Origin of the sequence: Dactylosporangium sp. NPDC000555 (assembly GCF_040300025.1) — a bacterium.
Classification (GTDB): Bacteria; Actinomycetota; Actinomycetes; order Mycobacteriales; family Micromonosporaceae; genus Dactylosporangium.
Genome location: NZ_JBEPDB010000016.1, coordinates 21,348 through 41,826, shown reverse-complemented (window position 1 = coordinate 41,826; position 20,479 = coordinate 21,348). Strand labels below are relative to the sequence as shown.

Annotated in this window: 16 protein-coding genes; 9 read left to right on the top strand and 7 right to left on the bottom strand. The window is 72.4% G+C overall.

Features of this window, described 5'->3' with window-relative positions:
* Window positions 1-283: 283 nt before the first annotated feature.
* From ABT297_RS13215 to ABT297_RS13205, 3 genes are read left to right on the top strand one after another with little or no spacing between them, the layout of a single operon-like run.
* Window positions 284-649, top strand: coding sequence for a YidH family protein (locus ABT297_RS13215; protein ID WP_350548371.1), 366 nt, complete (start codon window positions 284-286; stop codon window positions 647-649).
* The gene (locus tag ABT297_RS13210; RefSeq protein WP_350548369.1) at window positions 646-1,146 is read left to right on the top strand and encodes a DUF202 domain-containing protein; all 501 of its coding nucleotides are present in this window, start codon (window positions 646-648) and stop codon (window positions 1,144-1,146) included. Before ABT297_RS13215 ends, ABT297_RS13210 begins: the two co-directional genes overlap by 4 nt.
* 27 nt (window positions 1,147-1,173) lie before the next feature.
* Window positions 1,174-1,530, top strand: coding sequence for a PLD nuclease N-terminal domain-containing protein (locus tag ABT297_RS13205; protein ID WP_350548367.1), 357 nt, complete (start codon window positions 1,174-1,176; stop codon window positions 1,528-1,530).
* 46 nt (window positions 1,531-1,576) lie between these two features.
* On the opposite strand, the gene ABT297_RS13200 is transcribed toward ABT297_RS13205, so the two are convergent.
* Window positions 1,577-2,464, bottom strand: coding sequence for a diacylglycerol/lipid kinase family protein (locus ABT297_RS13200; protein WP_350548365.1), 888 nt, complete (start codon window positions 2,462-2,464; stop codon window positions 1,577-1,579).
* A 135-nt stretch (window positions 2,465-2,599) separates the two neighbouring features.
* Between ABT297_RS13200 and ABT297_RS13195 the strand changes: the two genes are divergently transcribed.
* The gene (locus tag ABT297_RS13195; protein WP_350548363.1) at window positions 2,600-3,280 is read left to right on the top strand and encodes a phosphonatase-like hydrolase; all 681 of its coding nucleotides are present in this window, start codon (window positions 2,600-2,602) and stop codon (window positions 3,278-3,280) included.
* 119 nt (window positions 3,281-3,399) lie between these two features.
* Here ABT297_RS13195 and ABT297_RS13190 read toward each other — a convergent pair whose 3' ends face one another.
* Genes ABT297_RS13190 through ABT297_RS13180 form a run of 3 tightly spaced genes read right to left on the bottom strand, consistent with a single transcriptional unit; the run spans window position 3,400 to window position 7,563 of the window.
* Window positions 3,400-5,022, bottom strand: a complete 1,623-nt coding sequence (locus tag ABT297_RS13190; protein ID WP_350548361.1) for an acetolactate synthase — start codon at window positions 5,020-5,022, stop codon at window positions 3,400-3,402.
* 47 nt (window positions 5,023-5,069) lie between these two features.
* Window positions 5,070-7,037, bottom strand: coding sequence for an Hsp70 family protein (locus ABT297_RS13185; RefSeq protein WP_350548359.1), 1,968 nt, complete (start codon window positions 7,035-7,037; stop codon window positions 5,070-5,072).
* 55 nt (window positions 7,038-7,092) lie between these two features.
* Window positions 7,093-7,563 (bottom strand): DUF6232 family protein, encoded by a 471-nt coding sequence (locus tag ABT297_RS13180; protein ID WP_350548357.1) that lies wholly within the window; start codon window positions 7,561-7,563, stop codon window positions 7,093-7,095.
* A 71-nt stretch (window positions 7,564-7,634) separates the two neighbouring features.
* On the opposite strand from ABT297_RS13180, the gene ABT297_RS13175 reads away from it, so the two are divergent.
* Window positions 7,635-8,420 (top strand): enoyl-CoA hydratase/isomerase family protein, encoded by a 786-nt coding sequence (locus tag ABT297_RS13175; protein WP_350548499.1) that lies wholly within the window; start codon window positions 7,635-7,637, stop codon window positions 8,418-8,420.
* Window positions 8,421-8,627: 207 nt separating this feature from the next.
* On the opposite strand, the gene ABT297_RS13170 is transcribed toward ABT297_RS13175, so the two are convergent.
* Window positions 8,628-9,407 carry an ABC transporter ATP-binding protein gene (locus tag ABT297_RS13170; RefSeq protein WP_350548355.1) on the bottom strand — a complete coding sequence of 260 codons (780 nt, stop codon included), beginning with the start codon at window positions 9,405-9,407 and terminating at the stop codon, window positions 8,628-8,630.
* An 80-nt stretch (window positions 9,408-9,487) separates the two neighbouring features.
* Between ABT297_RS13170 and ABT297_RS13165 the strand changes: the two genes are divergently transcribed.
* Window positions 9,488-10,456 carry an ABC transporter ATP-binding protein gene (locus tag ABT297_RS13165; protein WP_350548353.1) on the top strand — a complete coding sequence of 323 codons (969 nt, stop codon included), beginning with the start codon at window positions 9,488-9,490 and terminating at the stop codon, window positions 10,454-10,456.
* The gene (locus tag ABT297_RS13160; RefSeq protein ID WP_350548351.1) at window positions 10,453-11,469 is read left to right on the top strand and encodes an ABC transporter permease subunit; all 1,017 of its coding nucleotides are present in this window, start codon (window positions 10,453-10,455) and stop codon (window positions 11,467-11,469) included. The genes ABT297_RS13165 and ABT297_RS13160 overlap by 4 nt, the downstream gene beginning before the upstream one ends.
* 67 nt (window positions 11,470-11,536) lie before the next feature.
* On the opposite strand, the gene ABT297_RS13155 is transcribed toward ABT297_RS13160, so the two are convergent.
* Window positions 11,537-12,706, bottom strand: a complete 1,170-nt coding sequence (locus ABT297_RS13155) for an ROK family transcriptional regulator (protein ID WP_350548349.1) — start codon at window positions 12,704-12,706, stop codon at window positions 11,537-11,539.
* Window positions 12,707-12,890: 184 nt separating this feature from the next.
* On the opposite strand from ABT297_RS13155, the gene ABT297_RS13150 reads away from it, so the two are divergent.
* Both ABT297_RS13150 and ABT297_RS13145 read left to right on the top strand, forming a co-directional pair.
* Window positions 12,891-14,342: a glycoside hydrolase family 3 protein gene (locus ABT297_RS13150; RefSeq protein WP_350548347.1), complete on the top strand. Its 1,452-nt coding sequence runs from the start codon at window positions 12,891-12,893 to the stop codon at window positions 14,340-14,342.
* A 63-nt stretch (window positions 14,343-14,405) separates the two neighbouring features.
* On the top strand, window positions 14,406-15,359 hold the full coding sequence (locus ABT297_RS13145) for a type IV toxin-antitoxin system AbiEi family antitoxin domain-containing protein (RefSeq protein ID WP_350548345.1): 954 nt from the start codon (window positions 14,406-14,408) through the stop codon (window positions 15,357-15,359).
* 67 nt (window positions 15,360-15,426) lie between these two features.
* Here the strand turns inward: ABT297_RS13145 and ABT297_RS13140 are convergent, their stop codons facing one another.
* Window positions 15,427-20,310, bottom strand: a complete 4,884-nt coding sequence (locus ABT297_RS13140) for an NAD-glutamate dehydrogenase (RefSeq protein ID WP_350548343.1) — start codon at window positions 20,308-20,310, stop codon at window positions 15,427-15,429.
* Window positions 20,311-20,479 lie beyond the last annotated feature (169 nt).

Sequence of the window (20,479 nt, the reverse complement as noted above, 5' to 3'; positions counted from 1 at the left end):
ACGAGCATTTGTGCACCTGCGGCCGCCCGCGCGAGGCCTGCGTGTCGGACGCGATCCGCGACGTGTGGCGCCGCGCCGACGCCCCGTAAGCAAGGCGTCACGAAACGGTCGGCCAAAGGCCGACGCGGCGAGGTCGCCGAAGACCGGGTGCCGGCAAGGGACCCGGCACCGATCATGACGGCGGCGCCGGTCGGCACGAGACGTACCTTGGGAGCGCGTAGTCCGGCAAGCGGGAGTTCGGCGCGACAGGCGACTGCACCGAGGGGGCCGACAATTCATGTCAATGTGGTCGGTGGTCCGGCTCTGGTTCGATCCCGACGAGGTCCGCTCGGTCGGCAGCACCCCCGACTATCGCTTCTCGCTGGCCAACGAGCGCACCTTCCTCGCCTGGCTGCGCACCGCCCTGGCGCTGATCGGCGGCGGGCTCGCGATCGCGCAGTTCCTGCCCGAGAAACGGCTGCGGATCGTGATCGCGGTACCACTGCTCGCGCTCGGGGCCCTCGTCGCGATGCGGGCGGTCGATCACTGGGCCCGCAGCGAGCGGGCGATGCGGCTGGGTGAGGCGCTGCCCCGGTCGCGGTTCCCGGCCATCCTCGCGCTCGCGGTCACCCTGGGCGCAGCCGCGCTGCTCGTGGCGACGCTCCTGTGAGCGAGCCGCAGCCGCCCCCGGACGATCGCCGCAAGCAGCCTGAACTCCCCGAACACGACCACCACGACGCGCCGCAGCAGCCCTCGGGCGACCGTCCGGAGCAACGCGAGCTCCCCGAAGACAACCACCACGACGCGCCGCAGCAGCCCTCGGGCGACCGTCCGGAGCAACGCGAGTTCCCCGAAGACAACCACCACAGCGCACCGCAGCAGCCCTCGGGCGCCCAGCTCGAGCGCACCTACCTGTCGTGGCGCCGGACCCTGGTCTCGTTCACCGTGATGGCGCTGCTGCTGGCGCGCCTGGCCGCGGTACACCTGGAGCCGACAATGCCCGCGGCGTGGGCCCTGGCCGCCGTCGCGCTCGGCTGGGCCGCCGCGGTGTGGCTCACCCTCCGCCGCATCCGCGATCTCACCACCCCGATCGGGCGAACGCTGCCGTCGCTGGTCGCGCTCATCCTGGTGTACTGCGTGATGGGCACCCTGTTGCTGATGTCATGACCCCCTTCCCTGAGTCATGATGGCGCCATGGGACGCGCACTGCCCTTCTTGATCGTGCTGCTCGCGACGCTGATCGCGCTGATCGACTGTCTGTCCTCGGAGCGCGAGGACATCCGCGGGCTGCCCCGGCCCGTTTGGTTCCTGGCGATCCTGTTCCTGCCGATCGCCGGCCCCATCGCGTGGTTCTTCGCCGGCCGCCCCGCCTCGCTCGAACAGCGGGCGGGGGTGCTCGCGGGCGGCCGAAGCCGCAGGCGGGCGCCCGCGCCGGACGACGACCCGGAGTTCCTGCGCGGCATCGACACCTCCCAGTCCCGCAACGACGCTGAGCTGTTGCGACGCTGGGAGGAGGACCTCAAACGCCGCGAGGACGACCCGGGCGCATAACGCACCCGCGCCGCTGAGCGAGGGCGAGCACGGGACGAAGAAACGGTCAGACCTGCGGGACGCACACGATCAGCGCGCCCGGGCGTACGCGGGCGGCCAGGCGGCGATCGGGCGGGATGACGTCGCCGTCGATTTCGCGTGGCTCCTCGCGGGCGGCAAGGACCTCGACCGCGCGGGCGCGGAAGGTCTCCAGGCCGTGGGTGTCGCCGCTGCGCCACACCAGCACCCCGCCGGCCAGCCGCAGCCAGTCCGCCAGGTGGCTCGGGCTGAGGACCGCGATGTCGAGGTAGCCGTCGCCGGGCTCGGCGTCGGGCAGCAGCCGGATGCCACCCCGCAGGCGGCCCACGTTGGCGACGAGCACGCTGCCAGCCCGGCGGTGCATCCAGCGGCCGCCGTCCAGCCGGATGCGCACCGCCATGCGGCGGCGGGTGAGGTTGCGCAGCCCGGACGCGGCGTACGCGGCCCAGCCGAAGCGGCGCTTTGCCTCGTCGGGCGTCTCGCCGACCATCGCGGCGTCGAAGCCCATGCCGGCCATCACGGTGAACGCGCCCGCGCCCTCCACCACGCCGACATCGATGCGCCGCCGTCCGCCGCCGACGGCGACCGCGACCGCCTCGGCCACGTCGTACGGGATACCCAGGTCGTTGGCGAGCAGGTTGCCGGTGCCGGACGGGATGAGTGCGACGGCCACATCGCTGCCCGCCAGCACGTCGGCGACCGCCCTGACGGTGCCGTCGCCGCCGCAGACGAGTACCACCTCCGCGCCGGCCGCGGCGGCCTCCTCGGCCATGCCGGACCCGGGGTCCTCCAGCGTCGTCTCCAGCCAGAGCGGCTCGGGCCAGCCGGCCGCCGCCAGGGCGTCGCGGAGCTCGCGGCGGCGCGCGTCGAGGTCCAGGACCTTCGACGGGTTGATGACAACGGCGGAACGGGTCATGGTCTGCCAATCCCCAGTCCGGGCATGCCGGCAAACGTGCGCGGCGGCCGCCCGCGCGCGCCGCGCCGAACGGGTGCCTTCTGACGGTTTTGTGCCGTTCACTCTCCGGCCTCTTCGCCGTGCTCCCATCGCGAGATGACCGCGTGGCAACTCGCCTGCATTGACATGGCAGGCACTACGGTGCGTGATGACGGCCTGGTTGAGCAGGCCTTCACGGTGGCGTTCGCCGGGGAGGGCGTGGCGCCTGGCACCCCGCAGCACGAGCGCATGCTCGCCGTCGTGCGCAAGACGATGGGACAGAGCCGCATCGAGGTGTTCCGGCTCCTGCTGAACGGCGACGAGCGGCGCGCTCAGGCCGCCAACGAGACGTTCGAGGAGGCGTACGGGCTGCTCGTCGACGAGGGCGCCGTGCTGCCGATCCCGGGCGCCATCGAGGCGATCAAGACGCTGCGCGCCAGCGGGATCAAGGTCGCGCTGACGACCGGGTTCGCCCGGGCCACGCAGGAGGCGATCATCGACGCGCTCGGCTGGTGGGGCCAGGTCGACCTGGTGCTCTCCCCCGCCGACGCCGGGCGGGGCCGACCGTTCCCGGACTTCATGCTCGTCTCGGCGCTGAAGCTCGGGGTCGAGGACGTGCGCCGCATGCTCGTCGTCGGCGACACGCCGCTGGACCTCATCGCCGGCCAACGCGCGGGCGCGGGCCTGCTCATCGGCGTCCTGACCGGCGCGGGTGACCGCCAGGCGCTGCAGGCCGCGGGCGCGCAGGAGGTCATCGGCTCGATCGGCGAACTCCCGCGCCTGCTCGGCCTGGAGTAGCCTGCTCGGCCTGGAGTAGCCGGCACGACCAACCCACGAGCAAGATCAACCCACTGGCACGACACCACCCACAAGGTCGCCCACGGCAGCACCACCCACAAGGTGGTCCAGTCCGGGCCTCAGGCCAGGTTCGACGAGCGCGGGTACGCGTCCTCCGGATCCGTGAGCACGTTCACCAGGTACGGCACGCCCGAAGCGAACGCGCGCCCCAGCGCCCCGGCCAGATCGCCCGGCTTCTCGACGGTCTCCCCCGCGCCCCCGAGCGCCTTCACCACGTCGTCGTAGCGCAGCCCGGGCTGCAGGTCGGCGGCCACGTCGTAGCCGTAGATCTGGCGCATCGGGTGCTTCTCCAGCCCCCAGATGCCGTTGTTGCCGACCACGATGACGACCGGCAACTGCTGGCGCACCAGCGACTCCACGTCCATCAGCGAGAACCCGGCCGCGCCGTCGCCCATAAGCACGCAGATCTGCCGGTCCGGGTAGGTGATCCGCGCGCCCATCGCGTAGCCCATGCCGGTGCCGAGGCAGCCGTACGGCCCCGGGTCGAGCCAGGTGCCGGGGCGGGCCGGCTCCAGGTACTTGCCGGCGTAGGAGACGAAGTCGCCGCCGTCGCCGATCGTCACCGCGTCCTCGGCCAGCACCTTGCGCAGTTCGCCGTACACCCGGCTGGGCTTGATCGGGTCGGTGTCGGCCTCGAGTGCCTCGGTCTCCCGCGCCTTCGCCGCGCTCTCCGCGGCGCGCAGCGTCGCGATCCACTCCTCGTGGTCGGCGATCGGGCCGCCGTAGGCCGCGAAGGCCGACAGGATCAGCCGCAGGTCGCCGGTGGGCGCCGCGGCCGGCGTGACGTGCCCGGCCTTCTGCGAGGCCGCGTCGGTGACGTGCACCACCTGCGCGCCGCCGAATTCGCCGAAGCCGAGCCTGAAGTCCAGCGGCGTGCCGACGACGGCGATGACGTCGGCGCCGCCGAACGCGGGCTTGCGCGCCCGCGCGAAGGCGAGCGGGTGACCCGGCGGCAGCGTGCCGCGCCCCATGCCATTGGCGAACACCGGGACGCGCAGCGCCTCCGCGGCCTCGCGCAGCGCGGCGGTGGCGTCGCCGGCCCAGACGTCGGAGCCGGCGACGATGACCGGCCGCTGGGCCGCGGCCAGGAGGCTGACGGCGCGGTGTACCTCGTCGGGGTCCGGCTCCTGCGCCGGTACGGCCGGAGCCGCCTCCTCCTCGATCCCGTCCGCGGTGGAGAAGACGACCTCCAGCGGCAGGTCCACGAAGACCGGTCCCCGGTGCGGGGTGAGCGCGGTGAGGGCCGCGGCCCGCATCCGCGCGTAGACCTCGTCGGTGGCGAAGACCGTCTCGGCGTGCTTGGTGACCGCGCGCACGATGGGCAGGTGGTCCATCTCCTGCAGGCTGCCCGAGCCCCAGCGGAACTGCGGGGCCCGTCCGCCGAGCACGACCACCGGCGCGCCGTTGAACATCGCGCTGGTGAGCCCGGACACGCCGTTGGTGACGCCCGGCCCGGCGGTCAGCACGGCCAGCCCCGGGCGGCGCTGCAGCTTCGCGACCGCCTCGGCGGCGAACACCGCGGACTGCTCGTGCCGCACGTCGACGATGCGCACGCCGGCCTTCTTCGCCGCGTCGTACAGCGGGAAGACGTGGCCGCCAGACAGGGTGAACATCTCGGCGACCCCGAACCCGCGCAGCGCCGCCAGCGCCAGGTCTCCGCCATGCCCGTCGATCTTCGTCATGTGTGAATCCTACTCACGTTCATCGGGCGAAGTGATGCCGGACACGCTCAGGGGTTGTCCGAGCCGAACCAGCCCGCGACGGGCTGCGGCCAGTGGTCGGTCGTCAGGTAGTACGACACGTACCCGGCCGCCAGCGGCGTTACCACCAGCAGCACCAGCACGAACAGGGCCAGCAGCGCCCGCGCGACCGGCCCGCGGCGCGGGCGCGCGTCGTCGTACCCGGCGGCGTCGGCCTGCGGCCGTGCGGCGGGCCGGGACGGCGTCGCCGGCGTGCGCGGCGGGGCGGACTGCGGAGGCGAGGCCGGCCGGGCCGGCTGCGCGGGGGCCGAGCGCTGCGGGGCGGGCGGAGGGGTGGACAGCGGGGCGCGGCCGGCGCCGAACGCGTTGCCGTACTCGTCGTAGCGCGTCGACGCCTCCGGGACCCCGCCGCCGGAGACGAACACCCGCCCCGCGCTCGCCGGCCGGTTTGGCGGCGCCGATACCGGCGGCGAAGAAACGGGCGGCGCGGAAACAGCGCCACCCGGAGGGACGGACACCGGCGTGGTCTGGTAGCCACCGGGCGGCGGCACGACCTGGTAGCCACCGGGCGGCGGAGCGACCTGGTAGCCACCGGGCGGCGGAGCGACCTGGTAGCCACCGGGCGGCGGCGCGGAAACGGGCACGCTGGAGACGGGCGGGTGCGCCGGCACCGGGCCATCGGGCCACAGCGGCCCGCCCGACGGCGGCGCCGACACCGGCGCACCGAACCCGCCGGCCGGCGGCAACGAGAAGCCCTCGCCCGGGGGCGCCGAGACGGGGCTCGCGGCGGACGAGACCGGGCCCGCGGCGGGCGAGACCGGGCCCGCGACCGGGGCGCCGGACTGCTGCCACGGGAGGCCCGGGAGCTGCGGCAGGCCGCCCGTCGCCGGCCCGGGCGCCGGCGAGGCGCCGGCCTGGGTCACCGTCGAGCCGGCCAGCATGCTGCCCTCGGCGACGACCAGCTCGGGCTGCTCGATGGCCACCGGGGCCCGGCCCAGCTCCCGGTGCAGCAGGGTCGCCACGAGCGGCATCCGGCTGGAGCCGCCGACCAGGAACACGCCCGCCACCGCGTCCTCGGGCAGCTGCGCCCAGCGCATCACGCCCTCGGTCACGCGGATCGTCTGCTTGAGCATCGGCAGGGCGAGGCGCTCGAGCTCCTCCCGTGTCAGGTGTACGTCCACGTTGAGCAGCGGAATCGTCAGGTCGGACGCCGGCTGGCGGGACAGCCGCTCCTTCGCCACCCGCGCGTCGTCCCACAGCAGGCGGCGGTGCCGGCGGTCCTCGACGGTCTGCGGGCGCATCAGTCGCGCCCACTCCTGCGGCGCCTGCGGCTCACAGAGCGTGCCGATGTGCTCGACGACGGCGTTGTCCACGTCGACGCCGCCGATGTCGTCGCGGCCGTCGACGGCCAGCACCTCGAAGCCGCCGGCGGTGCGGGCGACCACGCTCGCGTCGAAGGTGCCGGCGCCGAAGTCGTACACCACGACGACCGAGCCGACCCGCACGTCGTGGCCGAGGACCTGGGTGAAGTACGCGGCGGCGGCCACCGGCTCGGGCACCAGCCGGACCCGGCCCAGCCCGGCCGCCGCGGCCGCGTCGGCGATCGACAGGCGGCGGGTCGCGCCCCACGAGGCCGGGACCGTCACGGTCACGTCCGGCACGGCGTCGCCGACGGTGCGGGCCCACTCGTCGCGCACCCGGCGCAGCACCGCGGCGATGAGCTCGTTGACCGGCACCTCCCGGTCGCCGAGCAGCACCGCGCCGTCGTCGATACGGCGCTTCGGGTTGGGCTCGAAGCGGGCCGGCTCCAGCCGGGCGCTGTGCACGGCGTCGCGGCCGACGATGATCGCGCCGCCTGGCTCGGCGTAGACGGCCGAGGGCAGCAGCGGGGAGCCGTCGAAGATCAGGGGCCGGGATCGCCCGTCCGGCCATCGCACCACCGCGACGGTGTTCGAGGTGCCGAAGTCGACCCCGAGCCGGATCCCTGGCGTAGACATGCCCGCAGTGTAGGCGGAGTGGACTACGCCGGCGGGTGTCACGGCCACCGTGAGGCTAGGCCGACTGCTCGACCGCCCGCTGCAGCGCTCGATAGATCTGCCCGAATTTCGGGGAGTCCGTGGTTGAGTAGATCATCGAGTCTCCGTCGTGCGTGCGCACCCAGATCTCGTGCACGCCCTTGCCGTGGTCGTGGGCACGGTCGAGCAGGTCGAGCAGGCCCTCGAGGCTGAACGCGACGATCCCGCCGAGGACGATGACGGCGAGGATGCCGCCGGCGATGTACATCGTGCGCTGCTCGCCACCGAAGTCGATGCGCCGCGCCGCCATACCGGCCGCCACGAGCAGGCCCAAGACGAGCAGCACGGTGCCGCCGCGGGTGGCGATCATGTACATACCGTGGCGCAGGCGGCCGGTGCGCTGGTGCCAGATGTACGTCAGGGTCTCCAGCGGATACCACGAATCATGGACGCGCACACCCCCCGAACTGATGTGTACCACGTCATCGCGGTAGTAAGTGGTGGCCATGGCAACTCTGACGGTACAGCCGAATACGCTCCGGGCAACGACAACGACGTTGAGGAGACACTGTGGACGCGGTGAAAACGGAGGGGAGCCGGCTCGTCCGGCTGGAGGTCGACGGCGGCATCGGCACGATCCGGCTCGACCGCCCGCCGATGAACGCGCTGAACATCCAGGTCCAGGAGGAGCTGCGAGACGCCGCGCGGGAGGCGACGGAGCGCGACGACGTGCGCGCGGTCGTGCTGTACGGCGGGGAGAAGGTCTTCGCGGCCGGCGCCGACATCAAGGAGATGGCCGGCATGGGCTACGCCGCGATGGCCGCCCGCGCCGGGGCGCTCACCAGCGCGTTCGACGCCGTCGCCCGGATCCCCAAGCCGGTCGTGGCGGCGGTCACCGGCTACGCGCTGGGCGGCGGCTGTGAGCTGGCCCTCACCGCGGACTGGCGCGTCGCCGCCGAGGACGCGACGCTGGGCCAGCCCGAAATCACGCTGGGCATCATCCCCGGCGCCGGCGGCACCCAGCGGCTGGCCCGCCTCGTCGGCCCGGCGCGCGCCAAGGACCTGATCATGTCGGGCCGGTTCGTGCCCGCCCTGGAGGCGCTCGCGATGGGCCTCGTCGATCGCGTCGTACCGCGGGAGCAGGTCTACGAGACCGCGCTCGACCTCGTCCGGCCCTACGTCGACGGCCCGGCGCTCGCGCTGCGCGCCGCGAAGCTCGCCGTCGACGGCGGCCTCGACATGGACCTCGCCTCCGGCCTGACCTGGGAGAGTCAGCTGTTCGCGGCCCTGTTCGCGACGGAGGACAAGGCGGAGGGCATGGCCGCGTTCATGGAGAAGCGCAAGCCGTCGTTCAAGGCCCGCTGAGCGAACCGCAACCGGAACGCACGGGCGCGAAGCGAGAGCCAGGCTAACCAACCCACGAGCCTGGCCTTGCCCGCACCGAAGGCGCCCGCAGCCAACCGCAACCAGAACGCAGCGGCGCGAAGCGCACGCAAAAAGTGCGAGCGAAACGAGCATGGGGGGTGTGGGGTGGGAACCCCACACCGACGCTCGAGCGAAGCAAGAGCCAGGCTAACTGACAGCGTGGAACCGGTCGTCGTTAATCGACAGCCGCAGGGGCATGCCGAACGTCTTGGACAGGTTGTCGGCGGTGATGGTGTCCCGGAGTAGCCCCTGGGCCACCACACCGCCGTCGCGCATCAGCATCGCGTGGGTGAAGCCGGGCGGGATCTCCTCCACGTGGTGCGTGACGAGGACGAGCGCCGGCGCGTCCGGGTCGGCGGCCAGGTCGGCCAGCCGCCGCACCAGGTCCTCCCGGGCGCCCAGGTCCAGCCCGGCGGTCGGCTCGTCGAGCAGCAACAGCTCCGGGTCGGTCATCAGGGCGCGGGCGATCTGTACCCGCTTGCGCTCGCCCTCCGACAGGGTGCCGTAAAGCCGGTCGGCCAGCGCAGCGACGCCGAACTGGTCCAGCAGTTCCATCGCGCGGGTCTCGTCCATCGCGTCGTACCGCTCGCGGTAGCGTCCCACGACCGCCCAGGAGGCGGTGAGCACCACGTCGCGCGCGGTCTCCTCCGGCGGCAGGGCCAGCCCGTTGGAGGAGAACCCGATCCGGGTCTTGAGCTCGGCGAGGTTCGTGCGGCCGAGCCGCTCGCCCAGCACGCTGACCGAGCCGCGGGTCGGATACATCCGGGCGCCGGCGAGGTTGAGCAGCGTGGTCTTGCCCGCGCCGTTCGGCCCGAGGATCACCCAGCGCTCGTCGACCTCGACCTGCCAGCTCACCGACCGAATCAGGTCGCTGCGGTCGCGGGTGACCGTCGCATTCTTCACCGCGATCACAAGGTCATCTGACACGTGCCAATCCAACCATGAGCGGCCCCTCGATGGATGACGGGCCCCACGGTCGCCGCCGAAACCCCGTATTGTGCCCTGCGATGACACCGGCATTGGAAATCTCCGGACTAGTCAAGACGTACCAGAGCGTGTTCGGCAAACCGCGAGCCGCGATCGACCGGCTCGACATGCTCGTCGAGCCCGGGCAGATCCACGGCTTCCTCGGCCCCAACGGCTCAGGCAAGTCCACGACGTTGAAGACGCTGCTCGGGCTGCTGCGCGCCGACGGTGGGGAGATGCGCATCCTCGGCGAGCCCGTCCCGCGCCAGCAGGCCCGGGTCGCGCCCCGGGTCGGCGCGATCGTCGAGGCGCCGGCGTTCTTCGGCAACTTCACGGGGTACAAAACCCTGTCCTTGCTGGCGAAGGCCGGCGGCGTGCCGAAGCAGCGGATCGGGGTCGTGCTCGACCAGGTCGGTCTCGCCGACCGTGCCGAGGACCCGATCCGGTCGTACTCCCTGGGCATGCGCCAGCGGCTCGCCGTCGCCTCCGCGCTGCTCAAGGACCCGGAGCTGCTCATTCTCGACGAGCCCAACAACGGCCTCGACCCGGCCGGCGTCCGCGAGATGCGCGACCTGCTGCGCGCCCAGGCCGACCGGGGCATGACCGTGCTGATCTCCAGCCACATCCTGGCCGAGATCCAGCAGATCTGCGACTCGGTCACGATCATCTCGCGCGGCCGCACGGTGGCCGCCGGCCCGGTGTCGCAGGTGCTCGCCGTCGCCGACAAGGGGGCGTATCGGGTGCGCGTCGAGGACCACCACCGCGCCGCGCAGATCCTCACCGACGCCGGCGCGCACGTCAGCATCGCCGGCGACCACCTGGTGGTCCACGACCTGGCCGACCCCGCCTGGGTGTCGCACGCCCTCGGCGTCAACGACCTGTGGGTGCGCGAGCTGGCCCCGGTCGCCCAGCTCGAGGACGCGTTCCTCAGCCTCACCGGCGGCGGCCCCGGCCGCGGCGCGTTCCGCCCTGTCGACGACTCCGACTGGTCCCGCGAGGAGGGCGCGTGAACGCCGCCGGTTTGACCCAGCTGTTCGCCGCCGAGTGGTCGCGGCTGTTCAGCCGCCGCGTCACGCTGATCGCCCTCGTGCTCATCGGCACCCTGCTGGTGCTGCTCACGTTCGGCTTCACGCTCACCCGCAGCACGCCCACCGCTACCGAGATCGAGCTGGCGAAGACCAACGCCGCCTCCGCCGGCGAGGTCTGGGACCGCAAGGGCGACCGCTGCTCGAAGGTCCAGAGCGGCCTGGAGAACGCCGAGCCCAACGAGTCGTTCCCGCGCGGCTGCGACTACGGCCCGCGCCCGACGCCCGAGTCGCTGCTCACCTACGGCTTCTCGTTCCACCGCCAGTGGCCGTCGCTGTACACAACCGCCGCGATCGTGCTGGCCGTGGCCGGGTTCGTGCTCGGTGCGTCGTTCGTCGGCGTCGAGTGGAGCTCCGGCGGCATGGCCTCCCTGCTGCTGTGGGCCCCCCGCCGCGGCGCGGTCCTGGGCGCCAAGCTGCTCGCGGCGTGCGCCGGCATGGGCCTCATCTCCGTGGTGTACCTCGGGCTCTGGACCGCCGCCTTCATGGGCGTCGCGGCCGGCAGCGGCACGGTGAGCCAGATGACGGCCGACGAGTTCGGCTCGCTGCTGCTGACCGGCGTGCGCGTCGTCGCGCTGGCCCTGGCCGGCACGGCGCTGGGCTTCTCCATCGCGTCGCTGGGCCGGCACACCTCCACGGCCCTCGGCGTCGGCGTGGCCTACCTGATGATCTACGAGCTCGGCGCCGTGGTCCTCTTCAGCGTCGTCGAGACCGTCGACTACTCGCAGAAGTACCGTCTCTCCAGCTACATCGCGGCCTGGCTCACGAAGGACTTCACCTTCGACGCGGACGCCGGGCCGTGCCGCACCGGCTGCGTGCCGGAGGCGGCGACGGGCTTCTCGGGCAGCTGGCAGCAGGGCGGGCTGGTCATCGCCGCGGTCGTGGCGATCCTGGTGACGGCCGCGTTCGTGGCGATGCGCCGCCGCGACGCCCGCTGACGCCGCCCGGCGACGGGATCACCGCACGCCCTATCGCTGCATGCCATGAGGCCGGAGCGAGTCAGTTTCAGGCGGTCGAGCCGAAGACCTCCTCACGGACCGCGTCCAGGCCCGTGAGGATGGCACCGTGCAGCACCGGCTCGGCGGCCACCTCCGTGGCGACCACCCGCGGCGACACGACCGCGATCGCGGCCACCTCGTGCTGCACCCGCTGTGCCAGGTCCGCGCCGCCGGCCTGGCCGATCTCGCCGGCCAGGACGACCAGCTCCGGGTCGAGCACCAGGCCGACCGAGGCCACACCGAGGGAGATGCGGCGGGCGAGCTCGTCGAGGAAGGGGCTGCCCGCCGTGCCGGCGGCAATGGCGGCGCGGATGGCCTCGGCGGCGCCGGCGGCCTTGAAGCCGTGGGTCTTGGCGATCGCGCGCACCGCCACGGCGTCGACGAGGGTGCGGAACCCGCTCTTCGAGCGGCGCGACGCGTCCCGGCTCACCTGCGTGCCGGCCACCGGCAGGTAGCCGATCTCGCCGGCAGCGCCGGCGCTGCCGCGGTGCAGCCGGCCGCCGAGCACCACGGCGGTGCCGACGCCGCGGTCGAGCCAGACGAGCACGAAGTCCTGCGTGCCGATGGCGGCGCCGCTGTGCTGCTCGGCGATGGCGGCCAGGTTGACGTCGTTCTCGAACATGACCGGGCGGCCGAGGTCGTCGCGCAGCGCGGTCAGCAGGCCCCGGTGCCAGCGCGGCAGGTCCCAGGCGAACGTGATCTCGCCGCTCTTCGGGTCGACCAGGCCGGGTGTGCCGAGCACGATGCGCCGGATGCGCTCGATCGGCGCGCCGCCGGCGGTCGCGGCCTCGACAACCGCGGCGTGCACGACCTTGACCGGGTCGTCGCCGTCGCCGATGGCCACGTCGGTGCGGCCCACGATGTTGCCCATGATGTCCGCTACTCCGGCGACGACGTGCGCGGGGCCCGCCTCGACGCCGACGACGAACGCCGTGGTGGGCACCACCGCATACATCTGTGCATTGGGGCCGCGTCCGCCGGCCTGCTCGCCGACCCGGGCCACCAGGCCTCGCTCCTCCAGCCGTTCCACCAGCTGCGATGCGGTGACCTTGGACAAACCGGTCAGCTCGCCGAGCTGCGCGCGGGTCAGCGGGCCGCGGCTGAGCAGCAACTCGAGGGCGGCGCGGTCGTTGAGCGCGCGTAGCAACCGCGGCGTGCCGGGCAGTCGGGCGGACATGGTGACGTAGCCCCCTAGTATTTAGGAAACTTTCCTATTAGCGTGCCACAAGCAGCCTATTGGGAAAGCGTACGGTCGGACCACCCGGTCGGCCCACACGCACCTGATCGAAAGCTCTTACGATCGTAAATAGCGCATATGACGAGTGTGCGGCACTCGTCTCGCGCTGAGGGGGGAAACAATCGTGTCGACCGATCCCGGACTCCGCCGGCTGGCCCTTGGCACTCTGCTGGGCGCCTTCCGCGGGGAGCAGGCCCCGGCATGGGCCGTGGACCTCCTCGCCGAGGGGATGGCCGGGCATCTGCTCTTCGGGTTCAACATCGTCGAGCGCGATCAGCTCGCCGCGCTGACCGCGAGCCTGCACGCCACCCGCGAGGGCGTGCTCATCGCCATCGACGAGGAGGGCGGCGACGTCACCCGCCTCGCGCACCGGCTCGGCAGCCCCTACCCGGGCAATGCCGCGCTGGGCGCGCTCGGCGACCCGGCCGTCACCCGCCGGGTGTACCGCACCATCGGCGCCGAGCTCGACGCGCTGGGCATCAACCTCAACCTCGCGCCCACCGTCGACGTGAACACGGCGGACGACAACCCGATCATCGGCACCCGCAGCTTCGGCGCCGACCCGCACGCCGTCGCCATCCACACCGCCGCCGCCGTGCTCGGCCTGCAGGGCGCCGGCGTCGCCGCGTGCGCGAAGCACTTCCCGGGCCACGGCGCGACGCTCGCCGACTCGCACCTGGAGCTGCCCACGGTCGACATCGGCCGCGACGTGCTGGACGGCCGCGAGCTCCCGCCGTTCGTCGCCGCGATCGAGGCCGGCACCAAGTCGATCATGACCGCGCACATCCGCGTCCCGGCCCTCACCGGCGACGCCCCCGCCACCTTCAGCCGGGCCGTCCTCGTCGACCTGCTGCGCCGTGAACTCGGGTTCACCGGCGTCGTCGTCACCGACGCCCTGGAGATGCTCGGCGCGGCCCGCTACGCCGGCGGCATCCCGGCCGGCGCCGTGCTCGCCCTCGCCGCGGGCGCCGACCTGCTGTGCATCGGCGCCGACATCGACGAGCGGATCACCAACGACTGCGCTGACGAGATCGTCGCCGCCGTGCACGACGGCCGTCTCCCCCTGCAGCGCCTGGAGGAGGCCGTGGCCCGCGTGGCCGAACTCGCCGCCTGGACGCGCACCGGCGACCGCACCGATCGCGAGGAGCCGGGCCTGGGCTACCCGGCGGCGCTGGGCGCGATCCGCATCGAGGGCAGCCACGACCGCGGCCGCGCCCCGCTCATCGTCCAGCTGGAGTCGGAGTCGTCGATCGCGGCCGGACGGGTGCCGTGGGGCCTCGGCCCGCACGTCACCGCCACGGAGCAGGTCCGCGTGGTCGCCGCGCAGGCCTCCGCCGCCGACCTGGGCACCCGCGCCGGATCGCGTCCGATCGTGGTCGTGGGACGCAACGTGCACCGCCTGCCCGGCGCGCCCGCCCTCGTCGAGGCCCTGACGCGGACGCACGCGGTCACGGTGGTGGAGATGGGCTGGCCGTCGTCCTGGCGCCCGACCGGCGCGCGGGCGTTCATCACCACCTGGGGCGCGAGCCACGCCAACGGCCGCGCCGCCGCCGAGACCCTGGGCCTGGCCGCCTAGGCGGTTGTCCACAGGTGCGGACGCGGTCTTCCGCACCGCCGCCCGGGACGGCAGCCTGAGCGGATGCTGGAAGATCTGCTCAGGCTGCAGTCGGGGGTGATCACCAAGTCCCAGGCGCGGCGTGCCGGTCTCAGCGACGGCGCGATCCGTCACCGTCTGACGGCCGGTCGTTGGTCCGTGATCCTCCACGGGGTGTACTGGGCGTTTACGGGCCAGCTACCCCGGGATGCGCTGCTGTGGGCGGTCCTGCTCCGCGCCGGACGGGGCGCGGCGCTGAGCCATCGCACCGCCGCGGAGCTGCTGGGGCTCACCGACACGACGGATCGGCGAATCCACGTCACGATTCCGTCCGAGCGCCGGATCGCCGCGATCCCCGGCGTAACCGTGCACCGTTCCAGCCGGATCGCCTCCGCGACGATGCCGGGGCCCGCACTGCGCCGGACCCGGATTGAGGACACTGTGCTGGACCTCACTGACCTGGCCGGCGACCTCGAGACCGCGGTCGGCTGGATCACCGCGGCGTGCGGGCGCCGGCTCACCACCCCGCGGCGTCTCGCCGAGGCGATGGCGCGGCGCAGGAAGGTGCGGCGGCGGCCGTCGCTCGCCCGGGTGCTCGACGACACGGCCGCCGGGGCGCACTCCGTGCTGGAGCGGCGGTATCTACGTGACGTCGAACGCGGGCACGGACTGCCGGCCGGGAGGCGGCAGGTCAGGCGCGCGGGCGCCGGCATTCACTACCGCGACGTGGAGTACGCCGCTTTCGGCACCATCGTCGAGCTGGACGGCAGCGCGTACCACCCCGAGGAGCGTCGCCGTCTTGACCGGGAGCGCGACAACGAGTCGGCCGCCGAGGGCCGGCGGACGCTGCGGTACGGCTGGGTCGACGTCACTGCGCCGTGCCTTACGGCAGTGCAGGTCGCCCGGGCGCTGCGGGCCGGGGGTTGGCCGGGCCGGCCGCGGCGGTGCGCCCGGCCCGGCTGCACGGTGCGTCGCTCCAGCCGGCGGGGGCCGGCATGATCGCGGAGAGAAACCGTCGCGCGGCGCTACCAGAACGCTCCGCGATCATGCACAACCCGGTGGGCGGTCAGGCGGCCGAGGCGCGGACCAGGGTGCGGATCTGGCGCAGCAGGACCGAGATCGCGGCCAGGTCGCCCGGGGACTCGCCGAACTCGCCGATCGCGTTGCGCGTGCGCGCGATCGACGTCGCGTTGCTCTGCTCCCACTCATGGACGCGGGCCTCCGGGTCCGCCTCCGGAGACGTGGCGTTGAGCACCTCCGCGGTGAGCGCCGCCAGCGCCGCGTACAGGTCGTAGCGCAGCGCCATCCGGGCCAGCGTCTGCCAGCGGTCCTCGCGCGGCAGCGCCGAGATCCGCGAGAGCAGGTCGTCGACGCGGAAGCGCTCGGAGAGCAGGTAGTAGACGGTGGCGACCTCGTTGACGTCGCGGCCGGTCGTCGAGGCGACCTCCACGATGTCGAGCAGGCCGAAGCCGTACATGATGCGGGTGGTGATATCGGCGATCTCGTCCGGCAGGCCCAGCTCGCGCAGGCCCTCGGCGTTGGCCCGTAGCGCCTCGCGCTCGCGGCCGCGGAAGAGGGTGTCCAGTTGCGGCAGCAGGCGGGCGACGCCGGGGCGCAGGCGGGCGATCTCGCCGGGCACGTCGATCGGGAGCCGGCGGTTGGAGACCAGCCACCGCACGGCCCGGTCGAGCAGGCGGCGCATCTCCAGGTAGACGGCCGTCTGCGAGGACGTCGGCATCCGATTGTCGAGCGACTCGACCGCCCGGCGGAGCTCGCCCAGGCCGTACACCTCCTGGATCACCACCGAGGCGCGCAGCACGTCGGCGGCGCCGGCGCCGGTCTCCTCCGAGGCGCGGTGGAAGAACGACGTGCCGCCGCGGTTGACCGCCTCGTTGACGACCGACGTGGTGATGATCTCCCGGCGCAGCGGGTGCTCGGCCATCGCCTCCACGAAGCGCTCGCGCAGCGCGGTCGGGAAGTACCCGACCAGCTCCTCGTTGGTCCAGTCCTCGTCGGGCAGGCCGGAGTCGAGGATCTCGCGCTCGAGCACGATCTTGACGTACGAAAGCAGGACGGCGAACTCGGGCGAGGTCAGCCCCACCCCGATCGCCGCGCGCTCGTCGAGCTCCTCGTCGGTCGGAAGGTCCTCCAGGGCACGGTCCAGCTGCCCGCGACGCTCGAGATCCGCGATGAGCCGCTTGTGTACCGGCAGCAGCGACCTCGACTGCGCCCGCGCGTTGCCGAGCGCGGTCGCCTGGTCGTAGTTGTCCCGCAGGACCAGCTCGCCGACCTCGTCGGTCATCTCGGCCAGCAGCGGGTTGCGCTCGCCGGCCTCCAGCTCGCCGGCGGCGACCGCCCGGTCGAGCAGGATCTTGATGTTGACCTCGTGGTCGGAGCAGTCCACGCCCGCGGAGTTGTCGATGAAGTCGGTGGCGATGCGGCCACCGTTGAGCGCGTACTCGATGCGGCCCCGCTGGGTCAGGCCCAGGTTGCCGCCCTCGCCGACCACCTTCACCCGCAGCTCGCGGCCGTTGACCCGGATGTAGTCGTTGGCCTTGTCGCCGACGTCGGCGTGCGACTCGCTGCTCGCCTTGACGTACGTGCCGATGCCGCCGTTCCAGAACAGGTCGACGGGCGCGGCGAGGATGGCGTGCATGACGTCGTTGGGGGTGAGCGGGCCGTCGGTGATGATCCCGAGCACGGCGCGGGCCTCGGCGGAGAGTTTGATCGACTTGGCGGTGCGCGGGAACACGCCGCCGCCGGCCGAGATGAGCGACCGGTCGTAGTCGTCCCACGAGGAGCGGGGCAGGTCGAAGAGGCGCCGCCGCTCCGCGTACGAGGCGGCCGAGTCCGGGTCGGGGTCGATGAAGATGTGCCGGTGGTCGAACGCGGCCACCAGGCGGATGTGCCGGGACAGCAGCATCCCGTTGCCGAAGACGTCGCCGGACATGTCGCCGACGCCGGCGACGGTGAAGTCGGTCGCCTGGGTGTCGACGCCGAGTTCGCGGAAGTGCCGCTTCACGGACTCCCAGGCGCCCCTGGCGGTGATGCCCATCCTCTTGTGGTCGTAGCCCGCCGACCCGCCCGAGGCGAAGGCGTCGCCGAGCCAGAACCCGTACCGCACCGAGATCTCGTTGGCGATGTCGGAGAAGGTCGCGGTGCCCTTGTCGGCGGCGACGACCAGGTAGGGGTCGTCGGGGTCGTGGCGCACCACGTCGGGCGGCGGGACGACCTTGCCGCCGTCGAGGTTGTCGGTGACGTCGAGCAGTGCCGAGATGAACAGCTGGTAGCAGGCCACCGCCTCGTCGCGGTCCCCCGGGTTCTGCTTGAGCACGAACCCACCCTTGGCGCCGGTCGGCACGATGACGGCGTTCTTCACCATCTGCGCCTTGACCAGGCCCAGGATCTCGGTGCGGAAGTCCTCGCGCCGGTCGGACCAGCGCAGCCCGCCGCGGGCGACGGCGCCGAAGCGCAGGTGCACGCCCTCAAACCTCGGGGAGTACACGAAAATCTCGAAACGCGGCCGGGGTGCCGGCAGGTCGGGGATCGACTGCGGGTCGAGCTTGAAGGCCGTGTAGGACTTCGGCCGGCCGCCCTCGCCGCGCTGGTAGAACGAGGTACGCAGGGTCGCCTGGATCAGGTGCAGGAACGAGCGCAGGATGTGGTCCTGGTCGAGGCTGGTGACCTGGTCGAGGTCGGCGTTGATCGCCGCGGCCAGCTCCTTCGACCACTCCGAGCGGGCCGCGTCGGACAGCGGCAGCCGATGGTCGAAGCGGGCGACGAAGAGCGCCACGAGCTTGGAGGCGATCGCCGGGTTCGCCAGCAGCGTCGTCTCCATGTAGTCCTGCGAGAACACCGTGCCGGCCTGGCGCAGGTACTTCGCGTAGGCCCGCAGCACCACGACCTCGCGCCAGGTCAGGCCGGCCGTGAGCACCAGGGTGTTGAAGTTGTCGACCTCGGCCTCGCCGTGCCACGTGGCCGTGAACGCGTTCTCGAGATGGGGCCGCACCTCGGCGATCGCGCGGGAGTCCGCGGGCAGCCGCAGGCCGAAGTCGTACAGGTAGATCGTGCCGTCGGCGCGGACGACCTCGTAGGGCCGCTCGTCGGTGACCCACACCCCGAGGGAGTGCAGCACGGGCAGGACCGCCGAGAGGATCATCGGCTCGCCGTAGCGGAACACCTTGAACCGGATGTCGGTCTCGTCCTGGCGGCGCCGGTACACGTGCATGACCAACTGCCCGGGCTCGTCGAGCAGCTCGAGCTTCGAGACGTCCTTGACGGCCTCGTACGGCGTGTGTTCGTCCTTGTAGGTGTCCGAGAGCGCCGCGCCGTAGCGCTGGTACAGCTCCTTGGCCTGCTGCTCGTCGTCGAGCTTGCGCTCCAGGACGAGGCGGAAGTCGTCGTCCCACAGCCGGGTCGCCTCCGACAGGCGCTCGGTGAGAGCGTCGACGTCGATGTCGCCGGGCGGGTTGCCGGGCTCGGTGCGCACGATGAAGTGCACGCGGGCGAACTTCGACTCACTGACCCGGGTGGTGTAGTCCACGCCCACGCCGTTGAGCTCGGCGAGCAGGATCTGCTGGATGCGCAGGCGGTTGGGCGTGGTGAACCGGTCCCGGGGAAGATACACCAGGCACGAGACGAACCGCCCGTAGGCGTCGCGGCGCAGGAACAGGCGCAGCTGGCGGCGGCCGGCCAGGCGAAGCACGCCCATGACCGCCTTGTGCAGCTCCTCGGTGCCGATCTGGAACAGCTCGTCGCGCGGGTAGGTCTCCAGCGTCTCCATCAGGTCCTTGCCGGAGTGGCTGCGCGGCGACAGCCCGGAGCGCTCGACCACCTCGGCGACCTTGCGCTTGACGACCGGCAGGTCGCGCACGCTGGTGCGGTAGGCGGCCGAGGAGAACAGGCCCAGGAAGCGCTTCTCGCCGATCACGTTGCCGTCGGCGTCGAACTGCTTGAAGCCGATGTAGTCCAGATAGGCCGAGCGGTGCACGGTCGCCCGCGAGTTGGCCTTGGTGATGATCAGCAGTCGCTTCTCGAGGGCCTTGGCGTAGGCCTCCGCGGTCATGGAGGACAGCACCCGCGGCTTGACCTGGTCGCCGCGCAGAATGCCGAGACCGCTGCCGAGAACCGCCTGGAGCAGCTCTTCGCCGTGCTCACCCTTGATCAGTTTGTACTGCCGGAAGCCCAGGAACGTGAAGTGGTCGTCGACGAGCCAGCGCAGCAGCTCGACCGAGTCCGTGATGTCCTTGTCCGGGACCGGCAGCTGCGCGCTGCCCAGCTCGTCAGCGAGGGCGAGGGCCTGGGTGCGCATCTTCCCCCAGTCCTCGACGGCCTCCCGCACGTCGTTGAGCACGCGGGCCAGGTCGGTGCGCAGCTCCTCCAGCTCGGCCTCGTCGCGGATGCGGTCGACCTCGATGCGGATCCAGCTCTCGACCAGGTCACCGGCGATCGTGTCCTCGGGCTCGACCCCGACCCGGATCTCCTCGAGCGCGCCGAGCGGCGCCCGGCGCACCACCACCAGTGGGTGGACCAGCAGGTTCAGGTCAATGTCGCGCGAGGACAGCGCGCTGGTCACGGAGTCGACCAGGAACGGCATGTCGTCTGTGACGATCTCCACCGCCGTGCCGCCGGTCACACTCAGCCCGAGGCGCAGCTTCAGCTCGCCCGGGAGGCGCTGCTGCGCCAGCTCCAGGTGCGACTGGGTCGCCTCGACCATCTTCGCGACATTGCAGGCGGCCAGCTCCTCATCGGGAACCAGGCGCCAGTACGCCGCGACCAATTCGGGGTCGGCATCCTGCGCGGTGGCCAGCACGACCGCCTCCGCGACCAGGTGCTCCGCGTTGGGCACTGACTGCTCCAGCTCGTCGTCTTCGGGCCCCGCATCCGGGTTTCGCCCGCCGTGTAAACCTCGTGCCTCGTCCTTCACCGGGGTTGCCCCAGGCCGGTCCATCGGTTGTTCTCCCCTCGCCCACCTCGTTGTGGGTTGTCCCCGCTCAGCCTAAGACGTTCTCGTGGGGCGTAATACGCTCGGGCACGGGAGTTCGCCACCCGAGGCCCGGCGTACTGAATTGTCCTACTTGTTGGATCTTGGGACGTGCGGATCAGGGCTTTCATGGCGC

Coding starts and splice junctions, on each gene's coding strand:
- ABT297_RS13215 (WP_350548371.1), top strand. CDS start 284: ATGTGGTCGGTGGTCCGGCTCTGGTTCGATCCCGACGAGGTCCGCTCG.
- ABT297_RS13205 (WP_350548367.1), top strand. CDS start 1,174: ATGGGACGCGCACTGCCCTTCTTGATCGTGCTGCTCGCGACGCTGATC.
- ABT297_RS13200 (WP_350548365.1), bottom strand. CDS start 2,464: ATGACCCGTTCCGCCGTTGTCATCAACCCGTCGAAGGTCCTGGACCTC.
- ABT297_RS13195 (WP_350548363.1), top strand. CDS start 2,600: ATGACCGCGTGGCAACTCGCCTGCATTGACATGGCAGGCACTACGGTG.
- ABT297_RS13190 (WP_350548361.1), bottom strand. CDS start 5,022: ATGACGAAGATCGACGGGCATGGCGGAGACCTGGCGCTGGCGGCGCTG.
- ABT297_RS13185 (WP_350548359.1), bottom strand. CDS start 7,037: ATGTCTACGCCAGGGATCCGGCTCGGGGTCGACTTCGGCACCTCGAAC.
- ABT297_RS13180 (WP_350548357.1), bottom strand. CDS start 7,563: ATGGCCACCACTTACTACCGCGATGACGTGGTACACATCAGTTCGGGG.
- ABT297_RS13165 (WP_350548353.1), top strand. CDS start 9,488: ATGACACCGGCATTGGAAATCTCCGGACTAGTCAAGACGTACCAGAGC.
- ABT297_RS13155 (WP_350548349.1), bottom strand. CDS start 12,706: ATGTCCGCCCGACTGCCCGGCACGCCGCGGTTGCTACGCGCGCTCAAC.
- ABT297_RS13145 (WP_350548345.1), top strand. CDS start 14,406: ATGCTGGAAGATCTGCTCAGGCTGCAGTCGGGGGTGATCACCAAGTCC.
- ABT297_RS13140 (WP_350548343.1), bottom strand. CDS start 20,310: ATGGACCGGCCTGGGGCAACCCCGGTGAAGGACGAGGCACGAGGTTTA.